The 14,424-nt window shown below is 59.3% G+C and carries 11 protein-coding genes and 1 tRNA gene; 6 read left to right on the top strand and 6 right to left on the bottom strand.

Going from position 1 to position 14,424, the window contains the following annotated elements; all coding sequences use genetic code 11:
- Positions 1–5 precede the first annotated feature (5 nt).
- Together L1P08_RS03380 and L1P08_RS03375 are read right to left on the bottom strand one after the other, a co-directional pair.
- A tRNA-Lys gene (locus L1P08_RS03380) sits at positions 6–80 on the bottom strand.
- A 162-nt stretch (positions 81–242) separates the two neighbouring features.
- Positions 243–1,055 carry a hypothetical protein gene (locus L1P08_RS03375; RefSeq protein WP_303618598.1) on the bottom strand — a complete coding sequence of 271 codons (813 nt, stop codon included), beginning with the start codon at positions 1,053–1,055 and terminating at the stop codon, positions 243–245.
- Positions 1,056–1,196: 141 nt separating this feature from the next.
- Between L1P08_RS03375 and glmU the strand changes: the two genes are divergently transcribed.
- From glmU to L1P08_RS03360, 3 genes are all read left to right on the top strand, one after another.
- Positions 1,197–2,552, top strand: a complete 1,356-nt coding sequence (glmU, locus tag L1P08_RS03370) for a bifunctional UDP-N-acetylglucosamine diphosphorylase/glucosamine-1-phosphate N-acetyltransferase GlmU (RefSeq protein WP_303618597.1) — start codon at positions 1,197–1,199, stop codon at positions 2,550–2,552.
- A 5-nt stretch (positions 2,553–2,557) separates the two neighbouring features.
- Positions 2,558–4,384, top strand: coding sequence for a glutamine--fructose-6-phosphate transaminase (isomerizing) (glmS, locus tag L1P08_RS03365; RefSeq protein WP_303618596.1), 1,827 nt, complete (start codon positions 2,558–2,560; stop codon positions 4,382–4,384).
- Positions 4,385–4,474: 90 nt separating this feature from the next.
- Positions 4,475–5,218 carry a DUF502 domain-containing protein gene (locus L1P08_RS03360; RefSeq protein WP_303618595.1) on the top strand — a complete coding sequence of 248 codons (744 nt, stop codon included), beginning with the start codon at positions 4,475–4,477 and terminating at the stop codon, positions 5,216–5,218.
- Here the strand turns inward: L1P08_RS03360 and recG are convergent.
- The gene (recG, locus tag L1P08_RS03355; protein ID WP_303618594.1) at positions 5,215–7,335 is read right to left on the bottom strand and encodes an ATP-dependent DNA helicase RecG; all 2,121 of its coding nucleotides are present in this window, start codon (positions 7,333–7,335) and stop codon (positions 5,215–5,217) included. The genes L1P08_RS03360 and recG overlap by 4 nt on opposite strands.
- A gap of 111 nt (positions 7,336–7,446) precedes the next feature.
- Between recG and L1P08_RS03350 the strand changes: the two genes are divergently transcribed.
- From L1P08_RS03350 to L1P08_RS03340, 3 genes are all read left to right on the top strand, one after another.
- Positions 7,447–7,740 carry an FAD assembly factor SdhE gene (locus L1P08_RS03350; protein ID WP_303618593.1) on the top strand — a complete coding sequence of 98 codons (294 nt, stop codon included), beginning with the start codon at positions 7,447–7,449 and terminating at the stop codon, positions 7,738–7,740.
- On the top strand, positions 7,737–11,258 hold the full coding sequence (gene mfd / locus L1P08_RS03345; RefSeq protein ID WP_303618592.1) for a transcription-repair coupling factor: 3,522 nt from the start codon (positions 7,737–7,739) through the stop codon (positions 11,256–11,258). Before L1P08_RS03350 ends, mfd begins: the two co-directional genes overlap by 4 nt.
- A 111-nt stretch (positions 11,259–11,369) precedes the next feature.
- Positions 11,370–12,062: an invasion associated locus B family protein gene (locus L1P08_RS03340; protein ID WP_303618591.1), complete on the top strand. Its 693-nt coding sequence runs from the start codon at positions 11,370–11,372 to the stop codon at positions 12,060–12,062.
- Positions 12,063–12,187: 125 nt separating this feature from the next.
- On the opposite strand, the gene L1P08_RS03335 is transcribed toward L1P08_RS03340, so the two are convergent.
- Genes L1P08_RS03335 through L1P08_RS03325 form a run of 3 tightly spaced genes read right to left on the bottom strand, consistent with a single transcriptional unit; the run spans position 12,188 to position 14,251 of the window.
- The gene (locus tag L1P08_RS03335) at positions 12,188–13,357 is read right to left on the bottom strand and encodes an FAD-dependent monooxygenase (RefSeq protein ID WP_303618590.1); all 1,170 of its coding nucleotides are present in this window, start codon (positions 13,355–13,357) and stop codon (positions 12,188–12,190) included.
- The gene (locus L1P08_RS03330; protein WP_303618589.1) at positions 13,338–13,823 is read right to left on the bottom strand and encodes a DUF6691 family protein; all 486 of its coding nucleotides are present in this window, start codon (positions 13,821–13,823) and stop codon (positions 13,338–13,340) included. Before L1P08_RS03330 ends, L1P08_RS03335 begins: the two co-directional genes overlap by 20 nt.
- Entirely contained in the window at positions 13,820–14,251 is a 432-nt protein-coding gene (locus L1P08_RS03325) for a YeeE/YedE family protein (RefSeq protein WP_303618588.1), read from the bottom strand. The genes L1P08_RS03330 and L1P08_RS03325 overlap by 4 nt, the downstream gene beginning before the upstream one ends.
- Positions 14,252–14,424: the final 173 nt, after the last annotated feature.

Genomic DNA, 14,424 nt, shown 5'->3' with positions numbered 1-14,424 from the left:
AGAAGTGGTACGCCCGGGTGGGGTCGAACCACCGACCATCCGATTAAAAGTCGGATGCTCTACCACTGAGCTACGGGCGCCCAAGGCATGTCGGCTCTAAAAGCCACGGGAAGAACCCGCTCATGCCTGATATGAACTTGCGGTAAAAGTGCAAACATTTCGTGTGCGCTTTGTCAGCAAACTGCGGCGGAACATAGTCACTGGTCGCTCACTGTCAACCGCTTTTGCGCGCCCATGGTGGATTATTCTGGCAAGGCCTGTCCGGCATAGGGAACCGGCAGGCAACTGATGCCAATCCGGATCATGCGAATGCACAATTGTTCCGCCTGCTCATAGTCCCCGATAGGCCCGGCAACCAGCCGTTGCTGCTCCACCCCGGCATTGCCTGAAAGCAGGGGCCCAAGCCCCAACAATAGCGGCCCGGCCTTGGTGGTGATGTCCTTCCAGGCCACAAAGGCGTCCTGCACCGTCACCTGCGGCCCAAGCGCAATGCCAAAGGCAACCGAGGGTGCAGACCCCACAATGCGGGGCGGCAAGGGCAGGGGCATTGCCGGTAATTCAAGGGTTTGGGGCACCGGTGCAATCGGCGGCGCCACATCCGCCTGTTCAAACGGGCGGCGGGTGACGGCCACCGTGCCCCCATCCGCCTCGAAAACCTCTTGCGGTGGGTCAGTGGCAATGGCCGATGTGGTAAAACTGCGATCGACCACGGCATTGGCCTGCGCTGTTTCGAACAGGGTGGGCAGCGAACTTTCAATCGCGCCAACCCTTTGGGTCACTGCGTTCTGGTCCTGCTCGGCCAGTGTCAGCATGTTCATCAAGCGGCTGTTCTCGTTGCGGATACGCGCCGTCTCGTCACGCAAATCGGCAACCTGGGTCCGTAAATAATTGAGATTGCCGCCATCAAGCCGGGTAGAATGCAGCCCTGTGAGGGTGCTGGGCGGGAGAATCGCCCCCAGATTCGAGAACAGCAGGGCAAGCGCACCCAGCACCAGGGCGACAATACCCCAGAATGTCACGTCCGATTGTCGGAAATGTTCTCCCGATTCCGCCAAACCTTGCCCCATACCGCTGACGAATCATCCATCTGCGCGTTAAGTTTAGCACTACTGGAACAAGTTATTGGCTTGGCAATCCGATCCTGCCATAAAAATGCGTAAAACACGCTAGATAGGTCTGGCGCGAAGGAATTCTGCATGACTGAACTGACTGTTATCGTTTTGGCCGCAGGCGAGGGGACCCGGATGAAATCATCCCGCCCCAAATTGCTGCACACTGTGGCAGGCCTGCCCATCATCAGCCATGTGGTGCGCGCGGCCACAGGCGCTGGTGCCACCAATCTTGCGGTGATCACCGGCCCCGGTCACGAAAAGATAGAAGCCGCTGTGGAGGCGATCGCGCCACACGCCCGGTTTTTTCAACAGACTGAACGCAAGGGCACAGCCCACGCTGCCCTGATGGCCGAACCGCTCTGGCGCGATGTCAAAGGCTATATCGCCGTCGTCTATGGCGATCACCCGCTATTGCGCCCGGAAATCTTCCGCATGATCACCGACCGGCTCGATGCGGGCAAGGATGCAGCCATTCTGGGCTTTGAACCGGAAGACCCGACAGGTTATGGGCGCTTGCTGACCGATGGCGACCGCTTGCTGGGCATTCGTGAACATAAGGACGCCAGCGACACCGAGCGTGAAATCGGCCTGTGCAATGCCTGCATTCTCGGGTTCCGCGCCGATGTGTTTCGCGATGCCATCGTCAAGATCGACGACAATAACGTCCAGAAGGAATTCTATCTCGGCGATCTGGTGCAGCATGCCAATGCCGCCGGTTGCGACGTCGGTTACGCCGTTGCCCCTTGGGAAGATGTCATGGGCGTCAACAGTCAGGCGCAATTGGCCGAAGCTGAAGCGCTGTTCCAGAAACGCCTTCGCCTGCAAATGATGGACGAGGGCGTGTCCCTGTCCGACCCCTCAAGCGTTTATTTCTCCTACGACACGAAAATCGGCCGCGAGGTGCGCATCGAACCCAATGTCTATTTCGGCCCCGCTGTCAGCGTCGGCGAGGGGGTAACCATCAAGGCCTTCTCGCATATCGAGGGGGCGCAGATTGGGGCCAAAGCTGAAATCGGCCCCTTTGCCCGCCTGCGGCCCGGCACAGACCTGGCCGAAGGCACCAAGGTGGGCAATTTCGTTGAAGTGAAAAACGCCACACTCGGCGCTGGTGCCAAGATCAACCATCTCAGCTATATCGGTGATGCCGATATCGGGGCTAAAACCAATGTCGGCGCGGGCACGATCACCTGCAATTATGACGGCATCAACAAGCACCGCACCCTGATTGGCGAAGGCGTTTTTGTCGGCTCCAACAGTGCGCTGGTCGCGCCGCTGAATATTGGTGACAACGCCTATATCGGTTCCGGCAGCATCATCACAGCAGATATCCCCGCCGACGCGCTGGGCATTGGCCGGGCGCGGCAGGAAAACAAGGCCGGCTATGCGCCCCGTTTGCGGGCACGGGCCGAAGCCTTCAAGAAAAGCAAGCAGGAGCGTTAAACCCTATGTGCGGGATTGTTGGAATCGTCGGCACCAAGCCAGTGGCAAACCGGCTTGTTGAAGCCCTGCGCCGTCTCGAATATCGCGGCTATGACAGCGCCGGTATCGCCACCATCGACAATGGTGAAATCACCCGGCGGCGGGCGGAAGGCAAGCTGGGAAATCTGGCCGGCAAACTCGCCGCTGAACCGCTGGACGGGCTGACCGGCATTGGCCACACTCGCTGGGCCACCCATGGCGCACCGACCGAAAACAACGCCCATCCCCATGCCACCGCCCGGGTCGCTGTCGTGCATAACGGCATTATCGAGAATTTCCGCGAACTGCTGACGGAACTCAAAGCCGACGGCTATGAGCCACAAACCCAGACCGATACCGAGCCTGTGGCGCTGCTGGTCAGCCGCGAGCTGGACCGGGGTGCCGACCCGGAAACCGCCGTCGGCAATATCCTGAAAAAGCTGCGCGGCGCGTTCGGCCTTGTATTTCTGTTCCGCGATCACCCCGATTTGCTGATCGCCGCCCGACAGGGCTCGCCGCTCGCCATCGGTGCGGGCGACGGGGAAATGTATTTTGGTTCAGATGCTTACGCGCTGGCCCCGTTGACCAATCGCATTACCTATCTCGAAGAGGGCGATTGGGCCGTGATCACCAAAGACAGCGTGGTCATCCGTGATTTTGACGGCACGCCGATGCAGCGGACCCAGCAGATTTCAGCTGCGTCCGCCGGACAGGTGGACAAGGGCAATCACCGCCATTTCATGGCCAAGGAAATCTACGAACAGCCGGAAACCATCTCGCACACGCTGGCCCATTACGTGGACATGGCAAGCGAGACGATCAGCATCAGCGAAAAGCTGCCATTTGATTTTGCCACCCTCAACCGGGTTACCATTGTCGCCTGTGGCACCACCTATCTGGCGGGTTGCGTTGCCAAATACTGGTTCGAGCATTATGCCCGCCTGCCTGTCGATGTCGATGTGGCCTCCGAATTCCGCTATCGCGAACCCCCGCTGGAAAAGGACGGCTTGTCGCTGTTTGTCTCCCAGTCAGGCGAAACCGCCGACACCCTGGCCGCCTTGCGATATTGTGCCGGGCAGGGGCAGAAAATTGCTGCCCTGGTCAATGTGCCCGAATCAACCATTGCCCGCGAATCCCATGTCGTCTTTCCAACCCTTTGCGGCCCGGAAATCGGCGTCGCCTCGACAAAGGCCTTCACCGCCCAGTTGACCGTTCTCGCCAGTCTGGTGATCGCCGCCGGGCGTGCGCGCGGCACGCTGAGCGCTGAAGCCGAGCAGGAAATGGTCAAGGCGCTGGAACATCTGCCCCGCGCCGTCGCTGATGCCCTACAGTGCGAGGCACAAATTGAGGTGCTGGCCAAAAGCCTGTCGCGTGCCAAGGATGTGCTTTATCTCGGCCGCGGGCAAATGTTCCCCATCGCCCTTGAAGGTGCGCTCAAGCTCAAGGAAATTTCCTATATCCATGCCGAAGGCTATGCCGGTGGCGAGCTAAAGCACGGCCCGATTGCGCTGGTCGATGAAGACATGCCGGTTATCGTCGTGGCGCCTTCCGATGAGCTGATGGAAAAGACCTTTTCCAACATGCAGGAAGTCGCCGCCCGTGGCGGGCGCATCATTCTGATCACCGATGCACAAGGGGCCGCCGCCATCGGCGATGACAGCATTGAAATTATTGTGATGCCCTCGGTGAACAGCTTCGTCGCGCCGATCATCGCTGCTGTCGCAGTGCAGCTTCTGGCCTATCACACGGCGGTTTTCATGGGCACCGATGTCGATCAGCCGCGCAATCTGGCCAAGTCGGTGACGGTCGAATAGGCAAAAAAATGAACTGACGAACCGTTCGGCAGTTGGCGGGATAGATAAGGCTCCCTATATTGTGGCACTCAGACTTGGAGTCCCGCCGACGTGAACGACCCTGATACGCCTCATCAAGAGCCACATCTGCACCCCACACGCGTGCCACTCGGCCGCCGGATTACCAACTATTTTCTGACAGGTCTGGTGATTGCCGGCCCCATCGGCATCACGCTTTATATCGCGGGCTGGATCATCCGGGTGATCGACGATTTCGTCAAACCCCTGATCCCGCCGCAATATAATCCCGATACATATCTGTCGATTCACGTGCCCGGTTTCGGGCTTTTGGTCGCGGTATTGGCCATTATCCTGCTTGGCTTTCTCACGGCCAATCTGGTGGGGCGGTCGCTCCTGCAGCTGGGTGAGAAATTCCTGTCCCGCCTGCCGATGATCTCCACGCTTTATGGCGGGCTGAAGCAGATTTTTGAAACCGTGGTGACCCAGAGCAGCCAAAGCTTCAAACAGGTCGGGCTGATCGAATATCCGCGCAAGGGCATCTGGGCGATCGTGTTGATTTCCACTGAGGCCAAGGGAGAGGTCGCCGCAAAGGTTGTCGGCGATGAGCCGGTTTTAAGCTGCTTTCTGCCCACAACACCCAACCCGACCTCGGGTTTTTTGCTGTTTGTTCCCAAAAGCCAGATAACAATTCTGGACATGAGCACCGAGGACGCTGCCAAGCTGATCATTTCGGCAGGGCTGGTCGCACCGGTCTATAAAGGTGAAAAACCTTCGCCCCAGGAATTGCTCGCGAAAGTGAATGAGGCCGAGAGCCAGCCCAAAACCAGGGCCTAGCCCGCCCGGATCAGCGGAATGGCAAGGTCACGCCGGAACAAATAGAGCAGCGTCCGCGCTGCTTCCCCCTCGGCACCTGTCAATCCAGGGTTTGCCTCCAAAAGCGCTTTCGCATCATCATGGGCGAATTCCAGCAAATGCCGGTGCACATCGGGCTGGGCAAGCCGGTAGCCGGGCATTCCGGACTGCCGCGTCCCCAGAATATCGCCCTGACCGCGTAATTCGAGATCCTTTTCGGCAATCTCGAACCCGTCCTCGGAGTTCTTGATCGTCTCCAGCCGCGCCTTTGCCGTCTCACTCAAAGGATCCTTGTAAAGCAGCAAACAGGCAGAGCGGGCACTGCCGCGCCCCACACGGCCGCGCAGCTGATGCAATTGCGCCAGGCCGAACCGTTCGGCGTGTTCAATGATCATGATCGTCGCATTGGGCACATCAACGCCAACTTCGATCACTGTGGTCGCGACCAGCAATTGCGCCGCGCCGGACTGGAACCGGCCCATGGCTTCCTGTTTTTCCGCCGTGGTCATGCGCCCATGCACCAAAGCCACCCGGTCGCCGAACACTTTCACCAACTCGCCGAACCGGTCCTGCGCAGAAACCACATCAAGATTTTCCGATTCCTCGACCAGCGGGCACACCCAGAATGCCTGCGCCCCGTCATCAATCCGGCTCTGCAATCTTTGAATGATCCGCGCGTAATCGCCAATCGACATCACTGCCGTATCAATTGGCTGCCGCCCGGCAGGCTTCTCACGCAACACGCTGACCGCCATATCCCCGAAATGGGTCAGAACCAGCGTGCGCGGGATGGGCGTCGCTGTCATCACCAGCAAATCCGTATGCTTGCCCTTGTCCGACAAGGCCAGGCGCTGATGCACACCAAAACGGTGCTGCTCGTCGACAACGGTCAGCCCCAGATTATGAAATTCCACATCGGCCTGAAACAGGGCATGGGTGCCCACCACAACCTGAATAGAACCATCGGCAATGCCCTCAAGCGCCGGACGCCGTTCGGCCACCTTTTGCTTGCCGGTCAGCAGCACGCATTTGAGCCCGATTGCCGCGCAAAGCGGTTGCAGGGTCTTGAAATGCTGCGCCGCCAGCAATTCGGTTGGCGCCATCAGCGCCGATTGCGCGCCGCTTTCTGCCAGCGCCGCCATCGCCATGAACGCAACAACGGTCTTGCCCGCGCCCACGTCGCCCTGCAACAGGCGCGACATGCGGTTTTCCGATGCCAGATCAGCGCGGATATCGGCAATCGCCTGTTTCTGCCCGTCGGTCAGGGCAAAGGGCAGGGCGGTTTCCGCCGCGTCGGTCAATTGTCCGGTAAACTGGCGGGAAACTCCGCGTCTGGCGACCAGCGCCGACCGCACCAATTGCAGGGTGAGTTGCCCGGCCAGATATTCATCATAAGCCAGCCGCATGCGGGCAGGCCCGGTAATTTCCGCTTCTTCCGGGCTGACCGGCTGATGCATGGCCCGCATCGCCACATCAAAACCCGGCCAGCTAAACTGGCTCAACCGTTCGGGCGCTACCCATTCAGGTAATACCGGCAGGTCATCCACCACCTGTTTGACGATCTTTGTCAGGGCCTTTGACGACAGGCCATGGGTGAGCGGATAGACCGGCTCAACCAGCGGCAGCGTATCGAACTTGTCGGGTGCCACCACATAATCAGGATGGGTGATTTGCTTTTCACCCTGAAAGAAACCGATCTCGCCCGAGACATAGCGTTCCTCGCCCTCAGGCAGGGATTTTTCCACCCAGCCACCCTGGGCCCGGAAGAAGACCAGCTGAATTTCCCCGGTCTCATCATGGGCGAACACCCGGTGCGGAATGTTTGGGCGGCCTTTTGGGGGTGGCTGATGCCGGTCGATATGCAGTTTCAACGTCACCGTCGACCCGAAATAGGCCTCGGCAATGCCCACCTGTTTGCGCCGGTCGATGACGTGGCTGGGCATATGCATCAGCACATCGAGCGCAATGGCTTCCTGCCCGTCGGGCGCGCCAAAGAATCGCGCCATCAGTGCACCAAGCTGCGGCCCCACGCCTTTCAGCGAGCGCAGCGAGCGAAACAGCGGATTGAGCACGATGGGACGGGACACGTCTGGCCTCATGAAAACAGTCGACAAAATCGACTTTAACCGGTGTCGGCGCGTGGCAAAAGGCTGACAACACCGCTATGAACGCGTAAACAAAGCGCCTTAAACCTGTATCCCGGGAATACCATGTCTGTTTCAAACCCGTCGTCCGAAGATATCTCCACGCGCCGGCGCCGCATGCGTTATCGCGCCTGGCATCGCGGCATGCAGGAAATGGATATCATTCTGGGCAATTTCGCCGACGCCCATCTTGATATCTATGACGAGGCCGCACTGACCCGGCTTGAAACCCTGATGGACGAGCAGGATGCAGATCTGTTCAAATGGCTGATGGGGCAGGAGCCACCACCTGAGACAGTCGACGGGGACCTGTTGCGCGAGATCATTGCCTTCCAGCTGAGCAGCACCAAAACCCGATGAACGAAGTCGACCTGAACATGACGGCAACACCAAGCCAGATGATCGTCAATGTCCCTGACGGCATGCAGCCGGTCGTCTTGGCGCGCTTTGTCGAACAGCGCATTGCCGAAGCGCCGGATGATCGCGTCGCCGCAGTCTTCGTTGCCCGAGACGGACGCCGCCAGTCGCGGATGGAAGAGGTTTTGCGCCAGCTCATGCCCGGCCATCCGATTCTCGGTCTGCCGGCCTGGGATTGTCTGCCCTATGATCGCGTCTCGCCCAATGCGGTGGCGATTTCCGCGCGTATGAGCACGCTGGCCACCCTTTGCAATCCCAATACACGCGGCGCGATTGTCATCACGACCGCCAACGCGCTGATCCAGAAACTGCCGCCCACAGACATCGTCAGCGCCATGTCTTTTGGTGCCGCATCAGGCGAAGTCGTCGACAGCAAAACCCTGATCGACTGGGCGTCGGGCAATGGCTATTTGCGCGTGCCCACCGTGCGCGAGGCCGGTGAATATGCGGTGCGTGGCGGTCTGGTCGATCTGTTCCCGGCCAGCGAAGACGCCCCGCTGCGCTTTGATTTCTTCGGCGCGGTGCTGGAGACAATTCGCAGCTTTGATCCCGACACCCAGCGCACCACCGGCACCCTGAAACGTTTCGCGCTCGCTCCGATGAGCGAAGTTGTACTCAACGAAGAAACCATCCGCCGGTTCCGCCGCAATTACACCGCAACCTTTGGCGGCAATACCGCCGATGATCCGCTCTATGCCGCCATCAGCGCCGGCCAGCGCTTTCCAGGCATGGAACACTGGCTGCCCTTTTATTATGAGCGCCTCGATCCGCTCGTCGCCTATACCGGCAATGCCGCCTTCATCTACGACCACCAGATCGACCAGGCCTTCACCGAGCGCCAGGAACAGATCACCGATTATTTCGAAGCCCGTGACGAAGCCATGGGCAAGGGGCAGCAGCCCGGCGGCGGCGCACCCTACAAAGCCATCAAGCCCGAACTGCTCTATCAGGTCGATGCCCATCCTTACGCCCTGTCTGCAGGGGTTGCCGTGCAACTCTCGCCGTTCACCCCTGCAGGGGATGCCATTCCGATAAGTGATGCCGGCGGGCGGATGGCCCCCAGTTTCGCCGCCGAACGCGAAGCCGCTGACAGCAATATCTTTGAAGCGGTCATCTCACTGTTAAAGGCCGAGGAAAAAGCCGGGCGGCACACCATTCTCGCCTGCTGGAGCGAGGGCACGCGCGACCGCATGGCCCAGGTGCTCAGCGATCACGGCTATACCCGGTTGAAACTGGTCTCCAACTGGCATGAGGCGGAAACCACTGCGAAGGGCATGACGGCGCTTCTGGTCCTTGGGCTGGAAAGCGGTTTCCGCACCGACGGTCTTCTGGTTCTCTCCGAGCAGGATATTCTGGGCGAACGCATCATCCGCCAGGCCCGCCGCAAAAAGGCCAGCGACGCGCTGACCGAGGCCACCAGCCTGTCTGCCGGTGATCTGGTGGTGCATGTCGATCACGGTATCGGCCGGTTCATTGGGCTGCGCGCCATCGAGGCTGCAGGCGCGCCCCATGATTGCGTCGAAATCGAATATGCGCGCGGCGACAAGCTTTACCTGCCGGTTGAAAACATCGAATTGCTGTCCCGCTATGGCTCTGAAGATACCAGTGCCGAACTGGACCGCCTCGGCGGCGTCGCCTGGCAGGCAAAAAAATCAAAACTCAAAAAACGCATCCGCGACATGGCCGAACAGCTCATTCGGGTTGCTGCAGCGCGCGCCATGTCCACGGTGGAACCCATCGCCATGCCGACAGGGGCCTATGATGAATTCGCAGCCCGTTTCCCCTACGAGGAAACCGAAGATCAGCTTGTCGCCATTGATACCGTGGTCGACGATCTGACCTCTGGCCGGGTGATGGACCGCCTGGTGTGCGGCGACGTGGGCTTCGGCAAAACCGAAGTCGCATTACGCGGCGCGTTCGCCATGGCGCTTGCCGGCAGGCAGGTCGCGGTCGTCGTGCCGACAACATTGCTCGCCCGCCAGCATTACAAGACCTTCAAGGAGCGCTTTGCCGGTCTGCCGGTCAAAATTGCCCAGGCCTCGCGCCTCGTCACCGCAGCCGAAATCAAGGCCACCAAGCAGGGTCTGGCCAATGGCGATGTGGATATCGTGGTCGGCACCCACGCGCTGCTGGCCAAAAATATCGAATTCCGCGATCTCGGCCTGCTGATCATCGATGAAGAGCAGCATTTCGGCGTCTCTCACAAGGAGCGGTTGAAGGAATTGCGCGACAATGTGCATGTGCTGACCCTGACCGCGACCCCGATTCCGCGCACGCTTCAGCTGGCCCTGACCGGGGTGCGCGACCTGTCGCTGCTCGCCACCCCACCGGTAGACCGGCTGGCCGTGCGCACCTTTGTTACCCCGTTCGATCCGCTGACCGTGCGCGAAGCCCTGTTGCGCGAAAAATATCGCGGCGGGCAGGCCTTTTATGTGGTGCCACGCATCAAGGATCAGGTGGAAGTCGCTGAATTCCTGCGCGAACAGGTGCCGGAAGTCTCCTATGTCGTCGCCAATGGCCAGATGGCGCCGGGCCAGCTCGATGACATCATGAACGCGTTTTATGATGGCAAATTCGATGTGCTGGTCGCCACAACCATCGTTGAATCCGGCCTCGACATTCCCAATGCCAACACGCTGATTGTTCATCGCGCCGACCAGTTCGGCCTCGCCCAGCTTTATCAGATCCGGGGGCGCATTGGCCGCTCTAAAATCCGCGCCTATGCGCTGTTCACCGTGCCCGCCGACCGCAAGCTGACCGATACAGCGCAACGCCGTCTTGAAGTGCTGCAATCGCTCGAAACTTTGGGCGCTGGCTTCCAGCTCGCCAGCCATGATCTCGATATTCGTGGCGCGGGCAATCTGTTGGGTGACGAGCAGTCCGGCCATATCCGTGAGGTTGGCTTTGAACTCTATCAGGCCATGCTTGAAGAAGCTGTGGCCAGCCTGAGGGCCGGGGAGACAGAAGGCGAAACCGAAGGTGAATGGTCGCCGCAAATTTCGCTCGGCATGCCGGTGATGATTCCCGAGGATTATGTCTCGGATCTGCAGGTGCGCATGCAGCTCTATCGCCGTTTGGGTGACCTTTCGGAAACCCGTGACATCGACGAATTCGGCGCGGAACTGATCGACCGGTTCGGTCCCTTGCCCGACGAGGTCGAGGCATTGTTAAAGATCGTTCTGGTCAAGTCGCTTTGCCGCCGTGCCAATGTCGAAAAAGTGGATGCCGGACCGAAGGGCGTGGTCATTTCGCTGCGCAATAATGAGTTCCCAAATCCCGGCGGTCTGGTACGTTTTGTCACCGATCCGGCACAGGCCGTGCGCCTGAAACCGGATCAGAAACTGGTTTTCGCCCGCAACTGGCCAACAGCCGATGACAGACTGCGCGGCGCGGCCTCAATTCTTGCCCGCCTGGCAAAATTGGCGGAAAACGGGGATTCGATTGCTACCGACGCCCTATAATGATTTGGAAACGGCAAACGGTCATGTTATTGCCCGATTTGCCGCTTTGAAGAGCGTTAGCGTAATTACATCGGCGGTGCCCCGTCGCCTTGTTTCACAATGGGAAATTCTATGACCTTCAAAAAAGTGCTGATTGCTGGTCTTACAGCCACCGGTCTCTTGCTCAATCCCCTTTTGGCAGTGGCGCAGGACGCAGCAACCGACACCCCCGCAACCGAAGCCGCGCCGGCAGATGCCAATGCTCAGGCAGATGCAGTGGCCCCCGAAGACAATTGGCTCAAAGTCTGTGATCCGCTGGAAGATGGCCGCAAGGCCTGCATCATGCGTCAGGTCGTTTTGACTCAAGGCCAGTTCGTCGGTTCCTTCCTTCTGCGTGACGATCCCGGCCAGGAAAGCCGTCTTCTCGCCGTGGCCGCTGTGCCGCTCGGCGTATTGCTGCCTTTCGGCCTGACCTGGCAGATTGACGGCGGCAAACCGGTGCGCGTGCCGTACATGCTATGCGATCCGCAGTCCTGCTCCACCCAGCTCGTCATCAACGAAGCCTATGTCAACAGCCTCAAAAAGGGCGCAACCCTCAAGCTGACGGCAAAGAATCGCCAGAACAAGGACCTTGTGGTCAACATCACCCTGGCAGGCTTCACCTCGGTTTATGATTCCGACACAGCGCTGACATTCGACCAGTTCCGCAATGAAACCTCCGGTGCCAACGCACTTGAGCAGGTTCTGCAGGACCGCGCCGAGCAGATCCGTCGCGAAAAATCCGGCGAAGACGCAGCGCCTGCGGAAGCACCCGCAGCGCAGTAATCTCGCTGACATGTCCCTTCAGGGTTGAAGGGGCATGGTGCAAACAAATAAAAAGCGGCCCCGATTTCACATCGGGGCCGCTTTTTTTAAGCGTTAGGCCTGTCGTTAGCTAAACTGGCAGGGCTTTAATGTTCGCCCATGCCCATTGAAAAGGCGCGCCGCCGCAGCGACGGCAGCAGTTTCAGCGCCCAAAGCCCGCCAGCACGCGCGGCCTGGGCCGGCAGCATGTCGGTCAGCAAAGAGCGGAACAGCGCATCCACCATCGATCCTGTGCGCTTGAGATCGCCTTCACGGCGGCGAGCATAGGTCTGGCTGACACGGTTGGGCCAATCCGCATCGATGGCACCGGCATCTTCAATGCTCGCCATCAGGTCAGCCACATCACGCAGACCCAGATTAAGCCCCTGTGCGCCGATGGGGGGAAAGGCATGCGCCGCTTCACCCGCCAGCACAATGCCATCGCGCCCGGCAATTTCTGCGGTCAGCGTGGCAAGGGGAAACACGAAACCCGGACTTGCGAGGCTGATCTCGCCGAACAGGTGTTTTGACTGGGCATTGATCGCCGCGAGGAGTGATGTTTCGCCGCCGTCCTTTGCCGCCTGCAATACCGGTGCAGAATCGATCCACACCAGATTGGCGCGGTCATCTCCCGCCGGCACCAGTGTGAACGGTCCATTGGGATAGTGAAATTCAACCGATGTACCCTCAAGCGGCCGCGAGAGCGTCAGGTCACAGACAAGCGCCGACTGATTGAAACTGTGATTGTGCACCCCAATATTTGCGGCGACACGCACCGGCGACCCCTTGCCGTCCGCACCAACCACAAGCCGACAACGGAATGTGCGCCCGTCGCTGGTATGCACCAGATAGCCATCCTCGTTTAGTTCAAACCGTTCGAACAGGGCATCGACAGGCAGATAATTGTCGAGACCGGCCACAATGGTGCTGAAAGTGGCCATCAGCGTGCGATTGGCAAAATTCCAGCCAAAGGCCGGCAAAGCCGCCTCGGCGCTGTCAAACAGCGTTTCTGGCGCCCGCAACAAGCGGTCTGTCGCGTCAATGATACGGATTTTGGTCAGGGCGGTGCCGATGTCAGCCGGGTCAGCAATAAGCTGCTCACGCCGCATGAAATCAACGCTTGGTCCCATAAGGGCCGAGGTGCGCCGGTCTTCTGGGGCAGGGGGGCTGAGATGCAGGATTTTCAGATCGCGCCGCGCGGCGCAAATGGCGGTGGCGAAGCCAACAAGCCCGCCACCGACCACAACGATATCAGCATCAAATTTTGGCGGTTCCATCAGGCAATGGCGCTCTTTGTTGCAACAAGGGCTTAATGTAAGAGCCTAGCAGGGAACCTGCAAACATTGTCATCAGAAAGATCGCCAGATTCTGCGGCATAAACGCCACCAGCGTGATGGCCGGTCCTGGGCAAATGCCGGACATGCCCCAGCCAATACCGAACAGAACAGCCCCCGCAACAAGCGGCAGGTCGACCTGTTTGGATTCGGGCTTGTAGAACTGGGTGTCGAGCAAGGGCCGGGCGCGTTTGCCGGCTATGCGCAGCCCCACAAACATCACCCCGATTGCAGCCACAATCACAAAAGCAAGGCTGGGATCCCAGCCGCCAGATGCCATGGCACCAAAATCGAGGAACCGAAGAACCTTCAAGGGGTCCACCATTTGCGACACATAAAGCCCGGCCCCGAACAGGCCACCACTAATGCCCGCATTGATGAGATAAAGCGGCTTCAAACTCACGCTCATGAGACAACTCCCGTAAGAGAAACGGTAACAATCGCCGTGCCGAAAAAGATAACGACAGCGACGAGCGAGCGAAACGACAGGCGGGCGAGCCCGCACACGCCATGCCCGGAGGTGCAGCCACTGCCGATTTTGGTGCCAAGCCCGACCAGCAAGCCGGCGACCGCCAGCCATAAAGGACTACCGACCATCTCAGCCGGCACATCGCCACCGGCACCGATCTGCGGCAGCAGCCGGGCGGCAACAAAGGCGGCCACGATCATGGCGACGAGGAAAACAAGACGCCACAGCACGGTCTTTGCTGGCGGCAAAAGCTGCCCGAAAATACCGGATATACCGGCAATGCGGCCATTGCCGATCCATAACAGGGCTGAGGCCAATCCAATCATGCCGCCGCCAATCAGCGCGGTAACAGGTGTAAAACTATCCATGTGTAACTCCGGAACAAGATACCGAACTTTAGCACATGCTAAAGTTACAGCAAACCGCTCTTAGGAGTTACCTCTTCGCTATTCACACATTCCCGCGAAAATCTTTTGCCCGGATGACAGCATTTGGGGAACGCAAGCGGCTGGACTTCATTTCCAGCGAATAACACACTAGA

This window comes from Mariluticola halotolerans (genome assembly GCF_021611515.1).
GTDB lineage: Bacteria > Pseudomonadota > Alphaproteobacteria > Rhizobiales > Devosiaceae > Mariluticola > Mariluticola halotolerans.
This window is presented reverse-complemented; position numbering and strand designations above follow the sequence as displayed.